Source organism: Mesorhizobium sp. Pch-S (genome assembly GCF_004136315.1).
In the GTDB taxonomy this organism is placed as follows: Bacteria; Pseudomonadota; Alphaproteobacteria; order Rhizobiales; family Rhizobiaceae; genus Mesorhizobium.
The window spans coordinates 4,030,486-4,052,031 of record NZ_CP029562.1 but is presented as its reverse complement, the minus strand read 5'-3'; the positions used below and the strand labels follow the sequence as shown (position 1 = coordinate 4,052,031).

General features: G+C 62.2%; 23 protein-coding genes. 4 read left to right on the top strand and 19 right to left on the bottom strand.

The window, feature by feature from the left end:
• Window positions 1-3: 3 nt before the first annotated feature.
• The 7 genes from C1M53_RS19035 to C1M53_RS19005 form a co-directional block, all read right to left on the bottom strand.
• On the bottom strand, window positions 4-948 hold the full coding sequence (locus C1M53_RS19035; RefSeq protein ID WP_129413658.1) for a hydroxymethylglutaryl-CoA lyase: 945 nt from the start codon (window positions 946-948) through the stop codon (window positions 4-6).
• Window positions 945-1,760, bottom strand: a complete 816-nt coding sequence (locus C1M53_RS19030; protein ID WP_129413657.1) for an ABC transporter permease — start codon at window positions 1,758-1,760, stop codon at window positions 945-947. The genes C1M53_RS19035 and C1M53_RS19030 overlap by 4 nt, the downstream gene beginning before the upstream one ends.
• Window positions 1,760-2,665 carry an ABC transporter permease gene (locus tag C1M53_RS19025; protein WP_245488206.1) on the bottom strand — a complete coding sequence of 302 codons (906 nt, stop codon included), beginning with the start codon at window positions 2,663-2,665 and terminating at the stop codon, window positions 1,760-1,762. Before C1M53_RS19025 ends, C1M53_RS19030 begins: the two co-directional genes overlap by 1 nt.
• Window positions 2,662-3,723, bottom strand: coding sequence for an ABC transporter ATP-binding protein (locus C1M53_RS19020; RefSeq protein ID WP_129413656.1), 1,062 nt, complete (start codon window positions 3,721-3,723; stop codon window positions 2,662-2,664). The genes C1M53_RS19025 and C1M53_RS19020 overlap by 4 nt, the downstream gene beginning before the upstream one ends.
• A gap of 298 nt (window positions 3,724-4,021) precedes the next feature.
• On the bottom strand, window positions 4,022-5,059 hold the full coding sequence (locus C1M53_RS19015) for an ABC transporter substrate-binding protein (protein WP_165358184.1): 1,038 nt from the start codon (window positions 5,057-5,059) through the stop codon (window positions 4,022-4,024).
• 66 nt (window positions 5,060-5,125) lie between these two features.
• Entirely contained in the window at window positions 5,126-6,571 is a 1,446-nt protein-coding gene (locus C1M53_RS19010) for an NAD-dependent succinate-semialdehyde dehydrogenase (protein ID WP_129413654.1), read from the bottom strand.
• Between the two features lie 257 nt (window positions 6,572-6,828).
• Window positions 6,829-7,374 carry a MarR family winged helix-turn-helix transcriptional regulator gene (locus tag C1M53_RS19005; RefSeq protein WP_129413653.1) on the bottom strand — a complete coding sequence of 182 codons (546 nt, stop codon included), beginning with the start codon at window positions 7,372-7,374 and terminating at the stop codon, window positions 6,829-6,831.
• A 228-nt stretch (window positions 7,375-7,602) separates the two neighbouring features.
• Here C1M53_RS19005 and C1M53_RS19000 point away from each other — a divergent pair, with 228 nt between their 5' ends.
• Together C1M53_RS19000 and C1M53_RS18995 are read left to right on the top strand one after the other, a co-directional pair.
• Window positions 7,603-8,004 carry a RidA family protein gene (locus tag C1M53_RS19000; protein ID WP_129413652.1) on the top strand — a complete coding sequence of 134 codons (402 nt, stop codon included), beginning with the start codon at window positions 7,603-7,605 and terminating at the stop codon, window positions 8,002-8,004.
• A gap of 5 nt (window positions 8,005-8,009) precedes the next feature.
• Window positions 8,010-8,633, top strand: a complete 624-nt coding sequence (locus C1M53_RS18995) for a flavin reductase family protein (RefSeq protein ID WP_129413651.1) — start codon at window positions 8,010-8,012, stop codon at window positions 8,631-8,633.
• 19 nt (window positions 8,634-8,652) lie between these two features.
• Here the strand turns inward: C1M53_RS18995 and C1M53_RS18990 are convergent, their stop codons facing one another.
• Genes C1M53_RS18990 through C1M53_RS18975 form a run of 4 tightly spaced genes read right to left on the bottom strand, consistent with a single transcriptional unit; the run spans window position 8,653 to window position 12,387 of the window.
• Window positions 8,653-9,408: an ABC transporter permease subunit gene (locus C1M53_RS18990; protein WP_129413650.1), complete on the bottom strand. Its 756-nt coding sequence runs from the start codon at window positions 9,406-9,408 to the stop codon at window positions 8,653-8,655.
• Between the two features lie 2 nt (window positions 9,409-9,410).
• Complete coding sequence (locus C1M53_RS18985; RefSeq protein WP_129413649.1) at window positions 9,411-10,121, bottom strand: ABC transporter permease subunit; 711 nt, start codon at window positions 10,119-10,121, stop codon at window positions 9,411-9,413.
• 6 nt (window positions 10,122-10,127) lie between these two features.
• Window positions 10,128-10,958, bottom strand: coding sequence for a transporter substrate-binding domain-containing protein (locus C1M53_RS18980; RefSeq protein WP_129413648.1), 831 nt, complete (start codon window positions 10,956-10,958; stop codon window positions 10,128-10,130).
• A 31-nt stretch (window positions 10,959-10,989) separates the two neighbouring features.
• Entirely contained in the window at window positions 10,990-12,387 is a 1,398-nt protein-coding gene (locus C1M53_RS18975; protein ID WP_129413647.1) for a M20 family metallopeptidase, read from the bottom strand.
• Between the two features lie 102 nt (window positions 12,388-12,489).
• On the opposite strand from C1M53_RS18975, the gene C1M53_RS18970 reads away from it, so the two are divergent.
• On the top strand, window positions 12,490-13,401 hold the full coding sequence (locus tag C1M53_RS18970; protein WP_165358183.1) for a LysR substrate-binding domain-containing protein: 912 nt from the start codon (window positions 12,490-12,492) through the stop codon (window positions 13,399-13,401).
• 38 nt (window positions 13,402-13,439) lie between these two features.
• A complete protein-coding gene (locus tag C1M53_RS18965) occupies window positions 13,440-14,366 on the top strand; it encodes a cation transporter (RefSeq protein WP_129413645.1) in 927 nt (308 codons plus the stop codon).
• Between the two features lie 118 nt (window positions 14,367-14,484).
• On the opposite strand, the gene C1M53_RS18960 is transcribed toward C1M53_RS18965, so the two are convergent.
• The 8 genes from C1M53_RS18960 to C1M53_RS18925 all read right to left on the bottom strand — a co-directional run bounded on the left by C1M53_RS18960 (window position 14,485) and on the right by C1M53_RS18925 (window position 21,541).
• On the bottom strand, window positions 14,485-15,306 hold the full coding sequence (locus tag C1M53_RS18960; protein WP_129413644.1) for an aspartate dehydrogenase: 822 nt from the start codon (window positions 15,304-15,306) through the stop codon (window positions 14,485-14,487).
• Window positions 15,293-15,994 (bottom strand): ABC transporter ATP-binding protein, encoded by a 702-nt coding sequence (locus C1M53_RS18955; protein ID WP_129413643.1) that lies wholly within the window; start codon window positions 15,992-15,994, stop codon window positions 15,293-15,295. Before C1M53_RS18955 ends, C1M53_RS18960 begins: the two co-directional genes overlap by 14 nt.
• Entirely contained in the window at window positions 15,988-16,746 is a 759-nt protein-coding gene (locus tag C1M53_RS18950; RefSeq protein WP_129413642.1) for an ABC transporter ATP-binding protein, read from the bottom strand. The genes C1M53_RS18955 and C1M53_RS18950 overlap by 7 nt, the downstream gene beginning before the upstream one ends.
• Window positions 16,746-17,660 (bottom strand): branched-chain amino acid ABC transporter permease, encoded by a 915-nt coding sequence (locus C1M53_RS18945; RefSeq protein WP_129416256.1) that lies wholly within the window; start codon window positions 17,658-17,660, stop codon window positions 16,746-16,748. The genes C1M53_RS18950 and C1M53_RS18945 overlap by 1 nt, the downstream gene beginning before the upstream one ends.
• Window positions 17,661-17,744: 84 nt before the next feature.
• Complete coding sequence (locus tag C1M53_RS18940; protein WP_129413641.1) at window positions 17,745-18,659, bottom strand: branched-chain amino acid ABC transporter permease; 915 nt, start codon at window positions 18,657-18,659, stop codon at window positions 17,745-17,747.
• An 80-nt stretch (window positions 18,660-18,739) separates the two neighbouring features.
• Window positions 18,740-19,891 (bottom strand): ABC transporter substrate-binding protein, encoded by a 1,152-nt coding sequence (locus C1M53_RS18935; RefSeq protein ID WP_129413640.1) that lies wholly within the window; start codon window positions 19,889-19,891, stop codon window positions 18,740-18,742.
• A 103-nt stretch (window positions 19,892-19,994) separates the two neighbouring features.
• Window positions 19,995-20,540, bottom strand: coding sequence for a 3-hydroxyanthranilate 3,4-dioxygenase (locus C1M53_RS18930; RefSeq protein ID WP_129413639.1), 546 nt, complete (start codon window positions 20,538-20,540; stop codon window positions 19,995-19,997).
• Between the two features lie 41 nt (window positions 20,541-20,581).
• Window positions 20,582-21,541 carry a dihydrodipicolinate synthase family protein gene (locus C1M53_RS18925; protein WP_129413638.1) on the bottom strand — a complete coding sequence of 320 codons (960 nt, stop codon included), beginning with the start codon at window positions 21,539-21,541 and terminating at the stop codon, window positions 20,582-20,584.
• Between the last annotated feature and the right edge of the window lie 5 nt (window positions 21,542-21,546).

Below are 21,546 nucleotides of genomic sequence, written 5' to 3'. Positions count from 1 at the left end.
CTCTCACGCATTCTCGTGGGCCTCGGCGAACGATGTCGCGAACCCTGCCCGCGCCACCTTGCTGTCGAGCTGGCGCCCAAGCACCTGCTCGCAGAGGCGCGAGGCAACCATCACCCTGTCGAGATCGAGCCCGGTGGAGACCCCTTCCATCTCGAACAGATTGACCAGATCTTCGGTGGCGACGTTGCCCGCGCGACCTGAGCCGTAGCGGATCTTCGTCGGATGGCCGCCGACGCCGCCAAAGGATGAATCGAAATAGCGGCAGCCCGCTTCATAGGCCGCGACACAATTGGCGACGCCGATGCCGCGCGTATCATGGAAATGACCGACGCAGATCACGTCCGAAGCGGCGGCGCTCAGAAGACGGAAAAGCCGCGCGACTTTGGTCGGCGTGCCGAGCCCGGTTGTGTCGCCGATCGTCACGATCTTAACGCCATGCCTTGCGAAGCGCAGCACATCCTCGACGACCCGCTCTGGTGGGACCACGCCCTCGAACGGGCAGCCGAGCGCTACCGAGATGACGCCGACGAGCCGGAATCGCTTACCTGCGGCATCCACCATCTCGGCAATGCGCTCCCATTGGCCCTCGCGCGATGTTCCGAGATTGCGCTGCGTGTGGGATTCAGTTGCAGAGGCGAGCAGGCTCACCTCGTTGGCGCCATGCCCGGCGGCGAGATCGGCCACTGCCCGCTCGACGCCGGTAAGGTTCGGTGTCGTCGCCTTGTAGTAGACGCCGGGACGCCGCCCGATGCCGGCGAGTACATCGCCCGCATCGCCAAAGGCCGGCACCTTGCCGGGATGCGAATAACTGGTCGCCTCGATGCGCGGGAAACCCGCCGCGGTGAACGCGTCGATCAACGCTATCTTGTCGGCGGTAGCGACAAAATCGGGCTCGTGCTGCAGGCCGTCGCGCGCGAAGCATTCGCAGATGACGACATCGGCGCTCATTTGCGATCCTCCCGGCCGCGCAGCAGATGCGAGCCGACCAGCAGGATTATCGAAAGCCCGATCAGCAGCGAGGAAATCGCCGCAACGGTCGGATCGATCTGGTCGCGGATGTTGGCGAACATCAGCCGGGTCAGCGTCGCGTTCTCTCCGCCGGAGATGAACAGCGCGATCACGACTTCGTCGAAGGAGGTGACGAAGGCGAAAAGCGCACCCGACATCACCGAAAGACGGATCTGCGGCAGCGTGACGGTGAGAAAGGCCCAGGGACGGGATGCGCCGAGGCTTTGGGCGACACGCTCCTGGTTCATGTCGTAGCTGGCAAGGCCGCTCAGCACCGCGATGACGACAAAAGGCAACGCCAGCACGGTATGCGCCATGACCAGGCCGATGGTCGTGCCGTTCAGGCCGATCTTGGCGTAGACGAAGAAGCAGCCGATGGCGATGAGGATCAGCGGCACCAGCATCGGCAGCATGAAAACGCCGCGCGCCAGCGACGAGGCAGCGCCGTAAGCCCGCGAGATTCCGTAGGCGGCAAGCGTGCCGAACGTCGTCGCGAAGACCGTCGTCAGCAGCGCGGCGCGCAACGACACGAAAGTGGCCGCGCGCCACTCGGGCGATCCCAGATAAGCCTGGTACCACTGCAGGCTCCAGCTCCGGGGTGGGAACTCCAGATATTTGCTGCCCGAGAAGGACATCGGAATGACGATGAGGCAGGGGATGATCAGGAAGGCGAACACCAGCGCCACCAGCATGTAGAGCCACAGCCTCTGGAAATGCGTGATCTGGGTCTCGGTCGCGGGACGGTTCAGCATCAGCGTACGCCCTCGAAACCGTCGACCCTGAAGAGTCGCTTGAAGACGTAGAGGATGATGGCGGTGACCACGAGGAGCACGACCCCGAGCGCACTCGCAGCACCCCAGTTGCCATACACGGAGATGTTGTTGGCGATCTGCATCGCCCACATCGCGACACGCCCGCCGCCAAGCAATGCCGGCGTGACGAAGAAGCCGAGGCAGAGCACGAAGACGAGCGCGACACCGGCGGCAAGCCCGGGCAGCGACATCGGCAGGAAAACCTGGCGGAATGCCTGCGAGGGCGTGGCGCCGCAATTGGCGGCGGCGCGCATGTAGACCGGGTCGATCGCCCGCATCGAGGCATAGAGCGGCAGGATCAGGAACGGCAGCATGACATGCACCATGCCGATCACCGTGCCCAGCATGTTGTGCACCAGCGGCAGCGGCGTGGAGATCAGTCCGGCCTCGATCAGCCACGTATTGACCAGTCCGGTGCGCTGCAGCAGCACAAGCCAGGCGTAGGTGCGCACAAGTACCGAAGTCCAGAACGGCAGAACCACGAAGATCATCAGCAGCCCTGCGGTGCGTTCGGAAAGCTGCGACAGCAGGTAGGCAACGGGATAGCCGAGCAGCACGCAGACGAGTGTCACCAGGCCTGCCACCTCGAAGGTGGAGATAAAGGTGCGCACATAGATCGGCTTCAGCATGCGCGTGTAGTTTTCCAGCGTCGGCTCCCCGGAAGGCCCGAAGAAGGAAAGCCAGAACAGCCAGCCGATCGGCAGGACCAGGACAAGGAAGATCAGGATCGCGCCCGGCAGCGTCAGCGACGCAAGCGCGCGACGCTCGCGGCTGCCCTGTCGCTTCAAGGCATCGGCATTGTGGTCGGCATCGGTGATGCCCGGGTGATTGAGCACCATCGTCATGACTTGTCCGCCACCAGGATCGTGTGTTCGCGGTCGAGCCACAGCTGGATCGGTTGCCCGCGCTCCGGCAGGTCCCTGCCGCCGAGGTCTGGCCCGCGACGCAGGTCGAGCTCGATGCCGTCAGGCATGCGGACCGTGATCAGATAGCTGTCGCCCTGATAGATGATGTCGGTCGCCTCGGCCTCGATCCGGTTCGCGGTCTCGGTTTCGTCGCCCTTCCAGCGCAGCCGCTCGGGGCGGATGACGAGCCAGGGTTTGTCGCTGCTCTTCCAGTCGTCGCGCGTCCTGAGCGGACGGCCATAGAGCAACGCGCCCGAAGCATTGGTTTCGACGGGCAGGAAGCGGGTCTCGCCGATGAAATCCGCCACGAACTTGTTCTTCGGCCGGTCGTAGATCTCGTCGGGTGTTCCGAGCTGCACGATCTTGCCGCCGTTCACCACAGCGATGCGGTCCGAAAGCGTCAATGCCTCGCGCTGGTCATGCGTGACATAGACCGTGGTCGTTCCCAATCGATCATGCAGCCGCTTCAGTTCAAGCTGCATGTGCTCACGCAGCTTCTTGTCGAGCGCCGAAAGCGGCTCGTCCATCAGCAGGATCGACGGTTCGAAGACGATGGCGCGCGCCAGCGCCACGCGCTGGCGCTGGCCGCCCGAGAGCGCGTTGACGCCACGGTCGGCGAGATGCGCCATCTGGACCAGGCCAAGTGCTTCCTCGACACGACGATCGAGATCGACGCCGGAGACGCCGCGCAGGCGCAGCGGATAGCCGACATTGCGGCGCACGCTCATATGGGGAAACAGCGCGTAGTTTTGGAATACCATGCCCAGATTGCGCTTGTGCGGCGGCAGCAGCAGGAATTCGGCGCCGTCGATGGTGATCGAGCCGGAATCCGGACGCACGAAGCCGGCAAGCACATTGAGAAGCGTCGTCTTGCCCGATCCCGACGGTCCGAGCAGCGTCAGGAACTCGCCCGGCGCGATATCAAGCGACACGTCATCGAGCGCGAGAAAGCTGCCATAGGCTTTCTTGATGTTTCGGATTTCGACCCTGCCGGGCATCGCGGCCTCCTTGTAAACGGTCGGCATTCGCTACGCACTCAAGCGTGAAAGCGGCCAGGACGCATCTTGCGACCGACGACGGGACGCGTCGAGCGCTTCGGTCAGCCGCCGCGTTTGACCGGCTTTCTCTACAAAGGTCGTTGGCAGCATCATCGACAATCCACCGATACAAAGACGAGTCAGAGATCGCTGCACCGGCTTGCGCGTCGAAACAGACGTGCGGCACACGGTGCAACGTCGAGGTCTGGGTGGAAGGTGGACGCCACGATCCACCTTCCGAATTCCAGGAATGCGGGACCTACTGGACGATGAGGTTCTTGAAGTCTTCCTGGACGCTCTGGATGTTCTCGGACCACCAGGTCGGCTGCATGGTTACCTGCTTTGCCGCGTTTTCCGGCGAAGCGTTCGATTGCGCGAGTATGTCGGCGGAGAACTGGGTTGCCTCGAAGGCTTTCTTGTTCGACGGCCCGTAGTAACCCATCATCGTCGGGATGCGCGCCTGCATCTCGGGCGAGACGATGTTGGCAACAAGCTTCTGCGCGGCTGCCACGTTCTTGGAGCCCTTCAGGATGGCGACGCAACCAAAGCCGATGACGCCATCCTGATAGGTGAACTTGACCGGTGCGCCGTCGGCGATGACGCCGGCGATACGGCTGCCCCAGATGGCTTCCATGTCGACTTCACCATCCTTGAGCAGCTGCGCGGACTGCGCACCCGAGGTCCACCATACCGACACGCTCGGCTTGATCTTCTCGAGGGCCGCCAGCGAACGTTTGGTGTCGAGCGGGTAGACCTTGTCGCGTTCGACGCCGTCGCCGAGCAGCGCGATCTCCATCATCTCCTGCGGATAGACGCTGAGCGCCCGGCGGCCTGGAAACTTTTCGACGTTCCAGAAGTCCTTCCAGTCCTTTGGCGGGTTGTCGCCGTATTTGTCGGTGCGCCAGGCGAGAACGACCGAATAGGTGTTCGTGGCGATCCAGTTCTTGGCGCGCACGCCTTCCGGGATACCGTCACCATTGACGATCGAATAGTCGATCGGTTCGAACAAACCCTCGGCCGCGCCAATGGCGCAGTCTTCAGCACCGAGATGCGCGACATCCCAGCCCGGCGCACCGGACTGCACCTGCACACGTACGGCAGCGATGCCGTCATGCGATTCCGTGCGAAGTTCGGCGCCGATCTTTTCCGCCGATGGCTTGAACAGCGTTGCAGTGAGGTCGTCCTGAACCTTGCCGCCGAGCCCTGCAAGCGTCAGCGTATCCGCGGCCATGGCGGTGGTCGACAATACGGCCCAGGCCGCTGCTGTGATAAGTCCGCGTTTGACAGACTTGTGCATCTTCATCTCTCCCATTGATGACACACAATTGACGTTGATCGGCGTCACTTCTTTCTGTTTTAAGGCTCAGGCCGCCGCGTCCTTGAGCCCCAGTTCACTGATGAACTTCGTCTGGAAGAAGGCATCGAGGCCTTCCACTCCACCTTCGCTGCCATAGCCGCTTTCCTTGACGCCGCCGAACGGTGTCTCCGGCGCGGCAATGCCGAAGTGATTGATCGAAACCATGCCGGACTCCAGCTGTTCGCCGAGCAGCGTCGACGTGCGCTCAGAGCGGGTGAAGGCGAAGGCGGCAAGGCCATAGGGAAGGCTGTTCGAACGCGCGATCGCATCGTCAAGCCTGGAAAAGGGCGCGATCGGCGCAAGCGGACCGAACGGCTCGTCAACCATCAGACGCGCGTCGTCAGGTGTGTCGACCAGAACGGTCGGCGCGAAGAAATTTCCCTGGTTGCCGATGCGTTTGCCGCCGACTAGCACCCTGGCACCACGGCTCTCGGCGTCGGTAACGAAAGCCTGCATGGCGTCGAGGCGGCGGGAATTGGCCAGCGGTCCCATCTGAACGCCCGCCTCCGTGCCCGGACCGACTTTCAGGCTTTCCGAACCGGCAACGAAGGCATCGACAAAACGCTTGTAGTGCCGCTCATGCACATAATAGCGGGACGGCGCGGCGCAGACCTGCCCGGCGTTGCGGTACTTCAGGAACAGGCCGAGCTTGACCGCGTCCTCGGGGTCGGCGTCCTCGCAGACGATGAACGGCGAATGCCCGCCAAGCTCGAGTGTCGCGCGCTTGACGTGAGCGGCCGCCAGCTGGCCGAGGTGCTTGCCGATCGGAATGGAGCCGGTGAAGGAGATCTTGCGGATCTGCGGAGCGGGAATGAGATACTCGGATATCTCAGCCGGCACCCCGAAGACGAGGTTGACGACGCCGGCCGGAACACCGGCATCCGCAAAGCAACGGACCAGTTCGATCGGGGAGAACGGCGTCTCTTCCGGGCATTTGATGATGATCGTGCAACCGGCAGCCACAGCGCCGGCGATTTTACGGACCGCCTGGCTGACGGGGAAATTCCACGGTGAGAAACCGGCGACGGGACCGACCGGCTCCTTGATCACGATCTGGCGCACACCGGGCGCACGGGCGGGGATAAGCCGGCCATAGGCACGGCGCCCTTCTTCGGCATACCAGTCGATGTGATCGGCTGAACCGATGGTCTCGCCGAGCGCCTCGGCAAGCGGCTTGCCCTGCTCGCGCGTCATCAGCGCGGCGATGTCCGGCGCGCGATCGCGCAACAGGTTGGCTGCCTTGCGCAGCAATTTCGAACGTTCATAAGGCGAAACCAGGCGCCACTCGAGGAAGGCGCGCCGGGCGGCGGACAGCGCGCGATCGAGATCGGCCGGAGCAGCATGTGTCACCGAAGCGAAGGTTTCACCGGTTGCCGGATCGATGACCTTGCCGGATCGTCCGGAGCTCCCCTCGCACCATGCGCCATCGATGAACAGCTTCGCCAGTTCCATCCGTATTCCTCAATTCCAATTTAGTTGATTTCGTAAACTATGTAGTTCACATCGTCAACTATCTTGAGTGAAAATATCTCAACCCCGCCGCACATTTTGCACGCAGCGGCCAAGCTGATGATTTGTCTGGAGACTGGAGGCAGCGGAAGCAGGCGACTTGCGCCCGCGCCCCAAAATCGGAACCGATTTCGAAACAAGCATGCGCAAACGAGGCTGAAACGTCTTCTACGCGTCCAGGAGGATGTGTGGCGTTGGCATCACTCTTCCTCGCCGAGATCGCCACCAGCGGCGACGACCTCGCGGCGAAGCTGGTCGTAATAGGTGATCGAACTCTTGAAGACGGCCTGCAGCGATTTCTGAAGCTGCGAACGCTCTTCCGAAGACAGGCTCGAGAGCATCATCTCGTTGCGGTGTTCGGAATCGGCGAGGATCTTCGCCACGATCTCCCTGCCCTCACCAGTGAGACGCAGCAGGATGCTGCGGCCGTCCTCGGGGTTTTCCGAGCGGCTGATCAGGCCGCGGTCGATGAGGCCGGACACGACACGGCTCATCTGGCTTTTCAAAAGACCGCTGTGGTTGGCCAGAAGCTGCAACGGCGCTTCTTTGAGATAGTCGAGCACGGCAAGCGCGCGCCATTCCCGAACCGTAAGCTTGTAGCGCGGGCTGATCGACAGGAAAGCGATGCGGCTCGAAAGCGATGCGAGGCGCTGCAACTGGAATGAAAACAGATCGCGTGCGTCATGCGCTTCGATCAGATGCGCCATGTTGTCGGCATCGTCGACGCCGCTGTCCGGTCCACTCATTCCCTCGTCCCCTGCAGGCGCCCGTCCGCATTCGCCCAAAGCGGGAAGCGCGATTTCACCTCAACCCGAAACGCCATCGGAAATCCACTCCTTTGTCGCGTTACACGCAACATGATTTGGTTGACAAAGTGAACTATATGGTTCATCTCGGCAACCAAACCGTCATCACGATTGCGACGAGCTTTGCAGCTCAACGCGCTGAATTTCAGGCTTCCAAGGGAGGATAAAATGACCAACGGCAACAAACTGCACAATCCGGCGACCATCGCACCGCCTGCCCGCAACCTCTATGCGCATGCCGTCGAAGTGCCGGCCGCCAGCCGCCATCTCTACGTCGCTGGCCAAGTCGGCGTGCGGCCGGACGGCACCGTGCCGGAGAGCCTGGAAGAACAGACCGAGCAGATGATGGAGAACATCCGCGCCATCCTCGCTTCCGCTGGCATGACCTTCGCCGACATCGTCAAATTCAACGCCTATTGCATGTCGGCCGAGGACATCATCACCTATGCCGGCATCCGCAACCGCCTCTTTGCCGGGGTCCAGACCGCAACGACAGCCGTCGTGGTGACAGGCCTTGCCAACCCGGCCTGGAAGGTCGAGGCGGATCTCGTCGCGGCACGACAGGACTGACGTTCATGTTCTACCGTCCATCCGACGGCCATGGCCTGCCCCACGATCCGTTCAAGGCGATCGTGTCGCCACGGCCGATCGGCTGGATTTCGACCTGCAGCAGCTTGGGCGCGACAAACCTCGCGCCCTACTCCTTCTTCAATGCACTCTCAGTCGATCCTTATCTCGTCTGGTTCTCCGCCGATGCCGAGAAGGACAGCGTCGTCTTCGCCCGTGAAACAGGCGAATTCGCCGTCAACCTGGTCGGTGAAAAACTTGCCCGCCAGATGAACGCGACCTCGGTCGACGCACCGCGCGGGATCAGCGAATTCGGTTATGCCGGGCTGGAAGCCGCCAATTCGAGGCTGATCGCCACCCCGCATGTCGCAGGCGCTCCCGCCGTGCTCGAATGCCGATTGACCGAGATCATCGAACCAAAAGGCCTCGATGGTCGCTGGGCCGGAGTCTTCGTGGTCATGGGCGAGGTCGTCGGCATCCATATCGATGATGCCATGCTGACGGACGGGCTCTTCGATCAGAAGAAGGCCGGCAATGTCGCCCGGCTCGGCTATATGGATTATCTCGCAACGGCCGAGACGTTCCAGATGCGCCGTCCGCGCTGGACCGATGAGGATGCAGCCCCGCAGTGAGCTGAGCGCTGCCCTGGCTTTACCCCTTCTGTGAAACAGCCCCTTCAAGCGGACGCTTTGCGGCCGCACGACGCAACCCCGCGAACATCGGTTTGCGTTGATACGGTGGCGTCAGCCATCTCTCGACCTGCTGCAGCAGGAAGATCAGCACCATGTTGATGATCAGGTAGATGAGCGCCACCATGCAGAACACTTCGATGACCGCGAAGGTCTGGCTCATCAGGTCCTTGGCGACCCCGGTCAGCTCCATCACCGTGATCGTGCAGGCAAGCGAGGTCGACTTCAAGGTGACGACGATCTCGTTGCTGTAGGCCGGGAGCGCCCGGCGTATGGCGATCGGCATAGTCACCAGCAGGAACGTCTTGAACCGTGAAAGGCCGAGCGCGCGAGCCGCCTCGATTGCGCCCTCGGGCACGGCGGCCAGACCGCCCCGCATCACTTCCGCCGTATAGGCGCCCGCACAGACGCTCATCGCGATCACCGCGCAGGCAAACGGATCCTTGAGCACGATCCAGACCGGACTGGCCCGCAGCCAGGCGAACTGGCTGAGGCCGTAGTAAAGCACGAATATCTGCACGAGCAGAGGTATGGAACGGAACGCCAGCACATAGGTCGATGCTACGCCCCTGAGGACACGATAGGGCGAGCGCCTTGCCCAGGTAGCCAGGCCAGCAAAGATCAAACCCAGCGGCAGAGTCACAGCCGCAAGCGCCAGGGTGACCCAGATCGCCCCGGCAAGTTCTCCTGCGACATGAAGAGCTGTCTCGATATCCATGGTCAGGCCCAGCGCATTCTGGTTTCGAGAATGTGGAATGCCCGCGAGGAAATCGCCACCAGCACGAGATAGACGAGCGCCGCCACGCCATAGAAGACGAAGGGTTGCCCGGTCGTGCGTCCGGCGACGCCGACAACCCGCATCAGCTCGGCAAGCGAGATCACCGAAAGCAATGTCGTTTCCTTGATCGCCATGATCCAGACGTTGCCCAGACCCGGCAGCGCCAGCCGGAACATCTGCGGGATGATGACGGTCCAGAGCCCTGCAAGCGGACGCAGTCCCAACGCCGTATAGGCCTCGAACTGCCCGATCGGGATAGCGGCATGGGCGCCGCGAAACACTTCCGAGCTGTAGGCAGCCGACACGAACGCGACGGCCATCACGCCAACGGTGAAGGCATCCACTTCGATATAGCCGGCATAGCCGAAACCGCGCGCCACCCACATCAACGCGCCATTGGTGCCGAAGAAGAGCAGGAAGATCACCAGCAGCGGCGGCACGCCGCGCAGCAGCGTCGTGTAGAGCGTCGCTATAGCGGCAAGCCACCTGTTGTGCCCCAGCTTCGCAAACGCCACGCCAAGCCCGAGCATCACCCCCAGTACATAGCCGATGCATGCGCACGCCATCGTCACGCCCAGGCCGGTCAGCAACGGCTTTGTCCAGCCGTCGCCGCCCCAGGCGAACAGGTCAAGGACGGAACCGCTCGAGCCCATAAAGGGTCAGGCCCCGCACACCTTGGCATCCGGCTTCGTCGAAACGTCGAAGCCGAACCACTTCTCCGAAATGCTCTTCAATTCGCCCGACGCCTTCAGTTCGCACAAGGCTGCATCCCAAGCCTTGCGCAGAGCATCTTCATCCTTGCGCATCAGCCCGCCCACACCAACACCGAGATAGTTGAACTGCTCGAAGTCGATATCGGGAGAAAGGATTTCGATCGGTTCGCCCTGTTGCGAGCGCGTCAGGGCGATCCACGGAGAACGCCCGGCGACGGCTGCGTCGATGCGGCCGGCCAGCAGGTCAAGATTGAGGCTGTCCTGGTTGTCGTAGAGCCGGACCGTCACCTCACCCTTCAGCTCGTTGTCGACGAGCTTCTGGCTCTGGGTGCCGGACTGCACGCCGATGGTCTTGCCGGCAAGTGCGGCCTTCAGCTCCTGCCAGTTTGCCTTGCCGTTCAGGCCGGACGTCTTCGCCGCAGCGAAATTGATCGGCAGGTTGGCATAGCTCTGCGTGAAAGCCAGCCGCTTCTGCCGCTCCGGCGTGATGGCGATGCCGCCGACGAGGATGTCGTACTTGCCCTGTTCGAGTGCCGGGATCTGCCCTTCCCACGGTTGGGCAGTGAACCGGCAGCTGCGCTTCATGCGATCGCAGACCTGCTTGGCGAGATCGATCTCGAAGCCGGCAAGCTCACCGGATGGCGTCGTCGACGTCCATGGCAGGTAGCCGCCATCGGTGCCGATACGCACCTCGGCCTGGTCTTGCGCGACCGCCGGCCCGCACAGCATTGCGCCGAGCGCGAAAACCGACAACAGGCTCCTGATTGTCTTCTGCATGATTGAATTCCCTCCCCTGTTCTTTATTCATTTATCGGAGACGCTCGGGGCGTCCCTCTGCACCAAGGTCCCAGAACAATCCGGCCATGATGGCGAGCCCCTCCTTGACCAGAGGCTGCAGCAGGTGCTCATCCGGCGCGTGCTGCGAGCACCCGGAATAGGAGTGCGGCACCCAGATCGTCGGCATGCCGAGAATGTCGGCGAAACAGTCGTTCGGCAGCGAACCGCCGGCATTCGGCAGGATCGTAGGTTCGATCCCGGTCGTTTTCTCGACCGAGGCTGCAGCCCAGCGCATCAGCGGATGTTCCGGATCGAGGCGAGTCGCACCCCATTCCGATTCCTGTGCCATAGGTTCGATCGTCACATTCTGGAAGCCGTTTTCATCCAGGAAGGCACGAATGGCCGGGAAGAAAGCCGCAGGATCGACATCGACCGTATAGCGAATCTGCATGCGGGCGCGGGCATGCGGCGGGATCGCGTTGATCGGCTGCTCGGGTCTTCCCGATGTCATCGCCAGGACCTCCAGCGCGGTCCAGCCGAACACCCGCTCGGACGGCGTCAGACCAGGCTCCCCCCACCATGGGTTTAGCTCGGGACCATTCTCTTCAGTCTCAAGCTCGATCCTGGCCAAGGCGGTTCGGACACTCTGCGGGATTTCGCTGGGCAGGATATCGCGGACATTGATGCGGCCGTTGGCCGAGACGAGCGCCGCGATCGCATTGGCGAGGATGACCGCCGGATTGGCGATCAGGCCGCCCCAATTGCCGGAATGATGCGCGCCAGGCCGCAGATCGCAGACCAGGTCGAAGTCCGCTGTGCCACGCGTTCCACCATCCAGCGTCGGGCGATGCTGCGCGAGACGTGGCCCGTCGGACGCAATCAGCCAGTCAGCCTGCAGTTTGGCACGATGCTCGGCGCAGATTTCGCGAAGCCCCGCCGAACCCGTCTCTTCCGACGTCTCGATCAACGCGATCGTGTTGAAACCGAGCGTGCCGCGCGTTGCCAGCACAGCCTCGAGCGCGAGCATGACGATGGTATGCTGGCCCTTGTTGTCGGCGGTCCCACGACCATAGATGCGCTCGCCCTCGACCTTCACCTGCCAGGGGTCGCGGCCGTTCGACCAGGAACCTTCCATTCCCGCGACGACATCGCCATGGCCATAGACGAGAAGCGTAGGCAATGCGTCGGATTCGATGCGCCGCGCGATCAACAGCGGACCGCCGGTGGGGTGCGGATTTTCGACCACTTCACCGGTAAAGCCGAGCCGACCGAAATCGGCACTGATTTCATTGAGATAGCGATAGCATTCGGGACGGCGCTCGGGCTTCTGGCTTTCCGTGGCTATGGCAACACGACGCTGCAGGTCGGACAGGAAACGGCCGTCGGAGGCAAAGGACGTGGCAAGGGCGATGGTTTGGTTCCGAGACATAATCCTGCTCATTCGAATTCTTGACAGAACGATGTCACGCCAAAGATTATGCGAGCAAACCAAAAGTTTTCTCGGTTAGCCTCAATAGGATTAAGCCTCACCATGTCGCGGCACCTGCCACCACTCCCAGCCCTGCGTGCATTCGAGGCCGCCGCACGTCATTTGAGTTTCGCCCGCGCCGGTGGAGAACTCGGCGTCACGCCAGGCGCCATCAGCCACCAGATGAAACAGCTGGAGGACTGGGTCGGAGATCCGCTGTTCGAACGACGCGCAAATGGCGTCCGGCTCACCGAGACCGGACGTGTCTTTGCGACCCGCCTGGGTGCGATCTTCGACCAGATCACCTCGGCCGCGGTCGCGGCGCGCGCGCCGGGTGGTACCAGCAGCGTGACGGTACGCTGCCAGTTCTCGCTGGCCTCGAAATGGCTGGCGCCGCGCATTGGAAAATTCCGCGCGCTGCATCCCGACATCCAGATCGCGGTGCAGGCACTACCGCATCGCTGGAATGCCAATGAACGCGACCCCGATCTCGCCATCTACCACGGCCGCGGCACCATCCCAGGCGTCCGGCAGGACACGCTGATCGGTGGAAGACTGGTCGTCGTGGCCTCTCCCCGTCTCGTCGAAACCCTGCCGCCGGCGCCGACGCCCGCCGACCTGTTGTCACGGCCGTTGATCAAGGTGGATTTTGCCGAACCGGGCTGGCACGACGAAGGCTGGGAGGCCTGGTTTGCTGCCACCGGCTTCGGCCATCTCGAACTGCGCTCGACGCTTTCCTTCAATCTGGTGCATCTGGCGATCGAGGCCTGCAGCGCTGGTGCCGGATTTGCGCTCGTGCCGGACTTCATGGTCGAGCAGGAACTGGAGAGCGGGCGCCTCGTCGACGCCTTCGGCATCTCGCTACCGATCCGCCAGCCCTATGTGATGATGACACCGGAAGCCAGTCTTGCGCGGCCGGAAGTGGCCATGCTGCGAAGCTGGCTGCTGGACGAAGGGATCAAATCCGCCGCATAAGACGCGGACATGCTGAACCAAACGGAGAGGACGCGGCGATAGGTACGGAACAGGGCGTTCTCCGGATATCGATCATCGTCACCTTCGCCCTGGCCGTGATCGGCATCGTGTTCGGCCTTCTGTCAGGCTCCTTCGCCATCGTCTTCGACGGTATCTATGCGCTGACCGACGCGACCATGACGATCGTTGCCCTTCTCGTTGCCAATCTGATCGCTTCGTCGACGGCGGTCGGGCCGGCCCGAGGCAAGCTAGTGAAACACTTCACCATGGGCTTCTGGCATCTCGAGCCAATGGTGCTCGGCCTCAATGGCATCATGCTTTCCGGCGCCGCGATCTATGCCTTGATCAACGCCATCGGCAGCATCATGTCCGGCGGGCGCGAATTGAACTTCGACCAGGCCATCATCTATGCGGTGGTGACCCTCGCCGTGACCATCGGCATGGCGATCTACGGCCACCGGGCAAACCGTACCATCCAGTCGGATTTTGTCGCCCTCGACGCCAAGGCCTGGGTCATGTCGGCCTCCCTGACGGCAGCCTTGTTCATCGCCTTCGTCTTCGGCTATCTGGTGCAAGGCACCAGCCTGGAATGGACATCGCCCTATGTCGATCCGGTCGTGCTTGCCGCAGTCTGCGTGATCATCATCCCGATCCCGCTCGGCACGATCAAACAGGCGCTGGCGGACATTCTTCTGGTTACCCCGGCGGACCTCAAGCGCCATGTCGATCAGGTCGCCGAGGGAACGGTGAAGCGTCACGGCTTCCTGGACTATCGCGCCTATGTCGCCAGGGTCGGTCGTGGCAGACAGATCGAATTATTCTTCATCGTGCCATCGGACTGGCCCGCAAAAAGACTGCAGGAATGGGACCTCATTCGCGATGAGGTCGGCGAGGCTCTCGGCGACGAGGGTCCGGACCGCTGGCTGACCATCGCCTTCACCACCGACCCGGAGTGGGCAAATTAGAGCCATTCCAGCAAAAGTGTGCAGTGGTTTTGCGTCCGGAAATTGCGTCAAAACAAAGAGATAGAGTATTGTCGGCGATTCTATTTCGCCGGAAATGCTCTAGACAGGGCTTTGATGATTAGCGCACAAGCGGCGCAACGGCGTTTTCGACAAGGCGCACAAGGCTGAGCGCGGTCATTTCCGAGGATTTCGGGTTGGTGGCTAACGGCTCGTTCTCGAGAGTGAGGTCGAGCCTGCCGAAGGCGCCAGAGGCTTCGACCCGATGGGCATTGCGGCGTGCTGCCGGATCGGCCACCAGCACCACCCTCGTCTTGTCGAGACCGATGCCCGACAGCGCCGAAATCACCGCGACATTGGCGTTCTGAGGGAAACGATCAGCGGCCTCGCGTGCACTGCCATCGAAGAACGGTGAAGCGACCGCAAGCGTCTCCAGGTCGAGCATGGTTTCGGCCGGCGTACCACGCCAGGCGCGCGGCGGCTTGACGATGGTATGGACAACCTCCTGCAGCGGCAGGATGCCGGCGGCGGCCAGCGCACCGAGATCGCCCAAGGCGCCCGAAGGAATAACGATGCGGCTGCCCGTCTCCTTTGCCACCGAGATGAGCCGCTCAAGCAGCACATCATCGCAGAACGCGCTGGTGGATGAGACGATGAAACTGGCGGCATAACGCAATGCCGCCTCGCCCCAGACCGCGACGGCATCACGGCCCGCCGCTTCGATCACCATATCGATATCGAGCCCCGCCAACTCGCCGGGCTCCGAGATCAACCGAACCTCGGCCGGCAGATCCTGACGTTGACGATGGTGGTCACGCACAGCCACCGCGACGATGTTGACACCATGCGAGTGACGTTCCGACAACAGCTCGCCGACACGCCGGGCAATCGCCCCCCAGCCGACGAAACACAGGTTGAGGCGTCGCCGGTCAGAGGCCGACATAACCATGCACCAGTTCGGCGTCACGCGTCAGATCCTGACTGTTGCCGGACCAGACCGTACGGCCCTTTTCGAGAATGTAGTGGCGATCGGCCAGACGCTTCAGGACATGCAGGTTCTTGTCGATCAGCAGGATCGATTGGCCTTCCGCTTTGAGGGCCTCGATGCAGCCCCAGATCTCGGCACGGATCACCGGCGCCAGGCCTTCCGTGGCTTCGTCGAGGATGAGCAGCTTCGGGTTGGTCATCAGCGCACGGCTGACAACCAGCATCTGCTGCTCGCCGCCCGACAAGGTTCCAGCGGCCTGGCCGGCCCGCTCGCGCAGGCGCGGAAACAGCGCATAGATCCGCTCCAGCGTCCACGGGTTCTTGCGCCCCAGCCGGTTGGCGGCCGTTGCGACGAGATTTTCGCGAACCGTCAGCGTCGAGAAGGTATGACGCCCTTCAGGTACCAGCCCGACGCCGAGCCGCGCCACGCGTTCCGGTGCGGCGCCCAGCACGTTTTGCCCACTGAAATGCAGTTCGCCCGAAAGTGGCTTCAGCAGTCCCATGATGGATTTGACGGTCGTGGTCTTGCCCATGCCGTTGCGGCCAAGCAGCGTGACGACCTCGCCATCGCCGATCTCCAGTGCCACATCGAACAGGACCTGGCTTCGCCCATAGGCGGACTGCAGCTTCGCGACCTTCAGCACAGCTCGTCCCCTTCTCCCAGATAGGCCGTGCGCACTTCCGGATTCTGCCGGATTTCGTCGACACTGCCGCTGGCAATGACACGCCCGTAGACCAGGACCGATATCCGATCCGCGAGCGCGAAAACGGCGTCCATGTCGTGCTCGACGAGCAGCATCGAGACCTGGTTCTTCAGCCCACGCAGGGTTTCGATCATCTGCTGGCTCTCGGCATGGCCGAGACCGGCCATCGGCTCGTCGAGCAAAAGCAGGCGGGGTCGTGTCGCCAGAGCCACGGAAAGTTCCAGCTGCTTCTGCTCGCCATGAGAGAGATTGGCGACCAGTTCGTTCGCGCGCGGTTCCAGACCGGTGCCGGCCAGGAAGGCAATAGCCTCATCGCGCAGCGAGCGATCGGCACGGACACTTTTCCAGAAACGGAACGAGTGGCCCTGCCGCACCTGCACGGCCAGCGCGACATTGTCGAGCACGGTGTAATCGGGAAGCAGGCAGGTGATCTGGAAGGTGCGGGCCAGCCCGAGGCCAACACGCCGTGCAGTTGGCAAGGCATCCAGCGATTGCCCGGCCAATTCAACGGTTCCTTCGTTGGGTTTCAGCTCGCCCATCAGCTGGGAGATCAGTGTCGTCTTGCCGGCGCCATTCGGCCCGATCAATGCGTGGATTTCGCCCGGCTGCACTGTCAGGTCGACATGGTCGGTCGCAAGCAAACCGCCGAAGCGTTTCACCAGCCCGCGAACATTGAGGATCGGCTGGGTCATCAGCGTTTCCCCATCAGACGCAGCACAAGGGCCTGAACGCCGCCATGGGTGTAGAGCACCACGAACAACAGGATGAAGCCGAGGGCCAGCTGCCAGTTTTCCGTCCACGCTGCCAGAGAGGTTTCCAGGACGATGAAGACGGCAGCGCCGATCAGTGGCCCAAAGAGGGTCCCGACACCGCCAAGGATGACCATCACCATCAGTTCGCCCGACTTGGTCCAGTGCATCATGTCCGGGCTGGTGAAACGCAGGAAATTGGCCATCAGCGCCCCCGCGAGCCCGCAGCCCATGCCGGAGATGATGAATGCCATCAGCCGGTAGCGGTAGGCCGGCAAGCCGATCGCCGCCATGCGCTTCTCGCTCTGGCGCAGGCCGACCAGCACATTGCCGAAGCGCGAGTTCACGATGCGCCACAACAGGGCGAAGAAGGCCACGGTGATGAAGAGACAGACATAATAGACCGTCTGCTTGTCGCGCATGTTCAGGCCCGGCAATTCGTTGGTCCGGCGAATGATCAGGCCGTCGTCGCCGCCATAGGTTTTCAGCGACACGAACAGGAAGAACAGCATCTGGGCGAAGGCGAGCGTGATCATGATGAACTGCACGCCGCCGGTGCGCAGCGACAGCGCGCCGATCGCAGCTGCCGCAAGACCGGAGATCAGGATCGCTGCCGGCAGCGTGATCAGCATCTGGTTCGTACCCGGAATGAAGCCAAACAGTGGCTCATCGAGCGAATAGTGCTGATAGAGGATGCCGACGACATAGCCGCCAATGCCGAAGAAGGCGGCGTGGCCGAAGCTGACCAGCCCACCGTAGCCGAGCACCAGGTTGAGGCTGGCCGCTGCGATGCCGTAGATCAGGATGCGCGTCGCAAGCGAGGTGAGCGCCGAATAGCCGGTCGCATCCGCGATCATCGGCAATGCGAGCAGCACGATCAGTACGGCTGCGAGCAGTGCCGGGCGCTTGAAGGAAGTTTCGCTGTTCACAATCAAGCCCAATCAGGAATTACGGATGAACAGGCCCTTGGGCCGGATCAACAGGACGATGGCCATCAACAGATAGATGCCCATGGAGGAAATGCCGGCACCGAGAGCATCGGCCTCCGGGCCGACCATAACTTGCCTGAGCAGCCCCGGCAGATAGGCGCGCAGGCCAGTATCGACGATGCCGAGGATCAGGCTGGCGAAGAAGGCGCCGCGAATGGAGCCGACACCGCCGATGACCACGACCACGAAGGTGGTGATCAGGATCTGCTCGCCCATGCCGATCTGCACGGCCAGGATCGGCCCGGCCATGAAACCGGCAAGCCCGGCCAGCAAGGCACCGAGGCCGAACACCAGCGTATAAAGCAGCCGCACATCGACGCCCAGCGCGCGCACCATTTCGCGATTGGTGGAGCCGGCGCGCACCAGCATGCCGATGCGTGTGCGGTTGATCAGCAGATAGAGCCCGAACGCGACCAGCAGCCCAACCAGGATGATGGCAAGGCGATAGATCGGATAAGAGAGCCCAGGCAGCAGTTCGACCGATCCGTCCAGAATGGAGGGCATCTGCACGAACAGTGGCTGGCGGCCGAACAGCATGGTGACCGCCTGGTTGAAGATCAGGATGAGACCGAAGGTGGCAAGCACCTGGTCGAGATGATCGCGACCGTAGAGCCGGCGCACGACCAGGAATTCGATCGCGACGCCGGCGAGCGCCGCGGCAGCGAGCGCCGCCGGAATGCCCAGCCAGAACGAGCCGGTCTCGGTTGCAACGAACGTGCCGGCATAGGCGCCGATCATGTAAATGGAGCCATGCGCCAGGTTGATGACGCCCATGATGCCGAAAATCAGGGTCAGGCCAGCAGCCATCAGGAACAGCATCACGCCGAACTGCACACCGTTCAGCAATTGTTCGAGGAAGAGCGTCATCGCGCGGTCACTTCGGCAAACGGGAAATCACGGAGAGACGGCGCATGGCCGCCTCTCCTCTCAATTCGGCGCTATCGCGACTACATCTTGCAGTCGGCCGAATAGGCGTCGCCGTGATCCTTGAACACCTCGCCGACGGTCTTGATGACCGGCTTGCCATCGGCGCCCTTCTCGACCTTCAGCGCATACCAGTCCTGGATCGGATGCTGGTTCGGACCGAAAGCGAACTTGCCGCGCACCGACTGGAAATCCGCCTTGCGCAGGGCATCGCGGAAAGAGTCATCCAGCTTGCCACCGGTCGCCTTGAGCGCCGAAGCAATCAACTGGCCGGTATCGTAACCCTGGCTGGAATAGTAGGTGGCCGGACGATTGTAGGCCTTGTTCCAGGCTTCCATGAATTTCTTGTTGGCCGGATTGTCGAAGTCCGTATTCCAGTGCGCCGAAACGTTTACACCCACGGCAGCTTCACCGACGGCCGCCAGCGTCACGCCGTCCATGGACGGCTCGGCGAGCACCATCGGGATTTCCTTGCCGAGGCCTGCCTGCTCATACTGGCGAAGGAAGGTGATGCCGAGGCCACCCGGATGGAACTGGAAGACGACATCCGGCTTTGCCGCACGGATCTGCGCGAGTTCGGCGGCAAAATCGGTCTGGTCGAGGCGGGTGTAGACCTCGCCGGCGATCTCGCCCTTGAAGAAGCGCTTGAAGCCGGCAAGCGCGTCTTTTCCGGCCTGATAGTTCGGCGCCAGGATGAACGCCTTCTTGTATCCGAGATTGGTGGCGAGCTGGCCGGCGCTCTCATGCAGGCTGTCGTTCTGCCACGACACGACGAAGTAGTTTTCATTGCAGCCCTTGCCGGCAAGATTCGACGGACCCGCATTGGGGCTGATGTAGAAAGCGCCGCCATCGACGATGTCAGGCACGGTTGCGCCGGCGACGTTGGAGAAGACGATGCCGGTGAACAGCTTGACGCCGCTTTCACTCAGGAAGCGCTCCGCGATCTGCTTGCCCTGTCCAGGCTTCAGGCCGTCATCCTCGACCAGCAGTTCGACCGGGACGCCGCCCATCTTGTTGTCTTCCATGGCGAGCTTGAAACCGTCGCGCACGTCCTGGCCGAGATAGCCAGCCGGACCGGACAGCGTCGTGATCATGCCGATCTTGACCGGATCCTCGGCCAGCGCGCCGAACGTCGTGGCCACAAGCGCCGAGGCGGCAAGCAGTGTCTTTCGCATAAGCATTGGTTCTCCTCCGTTGTCGCCGTCTCGGCGTTTTTCTTGGTCGGCAGGTTAGACAGGACCTACCCCTATGGGAATAGGTCCTGATGCTTCATCCCCGTCAGAGCTTCACCCAGCCATCCGGCGGTGTCTTGCCGGGATGCATCGATCCGCAATTCGGGCAGGTGCGTGCCTTCTCATCGGCATAGAAGGCCTGGTAGATGGGCGGCAGGTCGCGCACGATGCTTTTCAGCGAAACCTCGACCCGCTTGACCAGCCCGTTGCATTCGAAGCAGTACCATTCGAAGGCATCGAGAAGGCCGTCATTGCGCTTCGGCTCGACGACGAGCCCGATCGATCCTTCCTGTGGACGCTGCGGCGAGTGGCGTACATGCGGCGGCAGCAGGAAGATCTCGCCTTCGCGGATCGGCACATCGTAGAAATTGCCGTTGTCGACGACCTTGAGCATCATGTCGCCCTTGAGCTGGTAGAAGAACTCTTCGACCGGATCGTCGTGATAGTCGGTGCGCTTGTTGGGGCCACCCACCACCGTCACCATGAGGTCGGCATCCTCCCAGATCTGCTGGTTGCCCACCGGCGGCTTGAGAAGATGCGCATGCTCGTCGATCCATTTCGAGAAGCTGAAAGCAGACAGGCGTCTGGTCATGGTCATTCCTCCCAATAGTGGCGCTGTCGCGCCCGTTCGATTTAGTCGGCGATCTTCAGGCCGCATGCCTCGAAGGCGATGCGGGTAGCCCGTTTCTCTTCCTCGGTCAGTTCGAGCAGTGGTGGACGAACCCGCCCACCGGCCTGGCCAAGCAGGTCCTGCCAGTATTTCTGATGCGAATGCGGTTTCTCCGCCGGACGTGTGTCCTTGAGCGCGGCACGGACCGGATCCAGGCTGTCACGCACGGCACGCGCCTTTTCGATTTCGCCTGCGAAGGCGAGATCGGTGTACTGGCGCATGCGGGTATCGTTCTTGGCCTGGATGAGATAGGGCGGCGAGGAGCAGAGGTAGAGTTGCCAGCCGAGCTCAACGATGTTGTCGAGCCATTCTTCTTCGGAAGCCGTGCTGACCAGGATCCGGTCACCGGCAAGGCGGGTCAGATCCTTGTACATGGGGCGTGGTACACTGTACTTGATGGCCACCACATTCTCGATGTCGGCCAGTTGGCTGCACAGCTGCGGGCTCATCAGATAGCCGCTGTCGGGATGGCTCCACAGCGCAATGCCGATGTCTACCTTGTCGGCGATGGTGCGGTAGTAGTTGAGCAGCGTCTCGTCCTGCGCCTTGAAGAAATGCAGCACCGGCGCATGCACGACGATATAGTCGGCGCCAACGTTCTGCGCGTGTTTCGCCAGTTCGATCACCACGTCCATGTTCTGATCCGAACAGGACATGATGGTCTGGGCGCGTCCGGCACAGGCATCGACCGCCAGTTCGAAGCTGCGCTTGCGTTCCTCCAGCGACATTGAGAAGAACTCGCCCTGCTTGCCGGCGATGAAGAAACCATCGATCTTCAGGTCCTCGATCCAATGATCGACGTTGCGGCGGAAGCCGCTTTCATCGACGGACAGATCGTCCTTGAATGGCATCAGCGCCGCGGCCCAGATGCCTTTCATCGTCGCTCGCGAATGGGCCTTGGCAGTCTTCTTGTCGTATTTCATCGGCT

Coding starts and splice junctions, on each gene's coding strand:
- C1M53_RS19035 (WP_129413658.1), bottom strand. CDS start 948: ATGAGCGCCGATGTCGTCATCTGCGAATGCTTCGCGCGCGACGGCCTG.
- C1M53_RS19030 (WP_129413657.1), bottom strand. CDS start 1,760: ATGCTGAACCGTCCCGCGACCGAGACCCAGATCACGCATTTCCAGAGG.
- C1M53_RS19025 (WP_245488206.1), bottom strand. CDS start 2,665: ATGACGATGGTGCTCAATCACCCGGGCATCACCGATGCCGACCACAAT.
- C1M53_RS19020 (WP_129413656.1), bottom strand. CDS start 3,723: ATGCCCGGCAGGGTCGAAATCCGAAACATCAAGAAAGCCTATGGCAGC.
- C1M53_RS19015 (WP_165358184.1), bottom strand. CDS start 5,059: ATGCACAAGTCTGTCAAACGCGGACTTATCACAGCAGCGGCCTGGGCC.
- C1M53_RS19010 (WP_129413654.1), bottom strand. CDS start 6,571: ATGGAACTGGCGAAGCTGTTCATCGATGGCGCATGGTGCGAGGGGAGC.
- C1M53_RS19005 (WP_129413653.1), bottom strand. CDS start 7,374: ATGAGTGGACCGGACAGCGGCGTCGACGATGCCGACAACATGGCGCAT.
- C1M53_RS19000 (WP_129413652.1), top strand. CDS start 7,603: ATGACCAACGGCAACAAACTGCACAATCCGGCGACCATCGCACCGCCT.
- C1M53_RS18995 (WP_129413651.1), top strand. CDS start 8,010: ATGTTCTACCGTCCATCCGACGGCCATGGCCTGCCCCACGATCCGTTC.
- C1M53_RS18990 (WP_129413650.1), bottom strand. CDS start 9,408: ATGGATATCGAGACAGCTCTTCATGTCGCAGGAGAACTTGCCGGGGCG.
- C1M53_RS18985 (WP_129413649.1), bottom strand. CDS start 10,121: ATGGGCTCGAGCGGTTCCGTCCTTGACCTGTTCGCCTGGGGCGGCGAC.
- C1M53_RS18980 (WP_129413648.1), bottom strand. CDS start 10,958: ATGCAGAAGACAATCAGGAGCCTGTTGTCGGTTTTCGCGCTCGGCGCA.
- C1M53_RS18975 (WP_129413647.1), bottom strand. CDS start 12,387: ATGTCTCGGAACCAAACCATCGCCCTTGCCACGTCCTTTGCCTCCGAC.
- C1M53_RS18970 (WP_165358183.1), top strand. CDS start 12,490: ATGTCGCGGCACCTGCCACCACTCCCAGCCCTGCGTGCATTCGAGGCC.
- C1M53_RS18960 (WP_129413644.1), bottom strand. CDS start 15,306: ATGTCGGCCTCTGACCGGCGACGCCTCAACCTGTGTTTCGTCGGCTGG.
- C1M53_RS18950 (WP_129413642.1), bottom strand. CDS start 16,746: ATGACCCAGCCGATCCTCAATGTTCGCGGGCTGGTGAAACGCTTCGGC.
- C1M53_RS18945 (WP_129416256.1), bottom strand. CDS start 17,660: ATGATCGCGGATGCGACCGGCTATTCGGCGCTCACCTCGCTTGCGACG.
- C1M53_RS18940 (WP_129413641.1), bottom strand. CDS start 18,659: ATGACGCTCTTCCTCGAACAATTGCTGAACGGTGTGCAGTTCGGCGTG.
- C1M53_RS18935 (WP_129413640.1), bottom strand. CDS start 19,891: ATGCGAAAGACACTGCTTGCCGCCTCGGCGCTTGTGGCCACGACGTTC.
- C1M53_RS18930 (WP_129413639.1), bottom strand. CDS start 20,540: ATGACCAGACGCCTGTCTGCTTTCAGCTTCTCGAAATGGATCGACGAG.
- C1M53_RS18925 (WP_129413638.1), bottom strand. CDS start 21,541: ATGAAATACGACAAGAAGACTGCCAAGGCCCATTCGCGAGCGACGATG.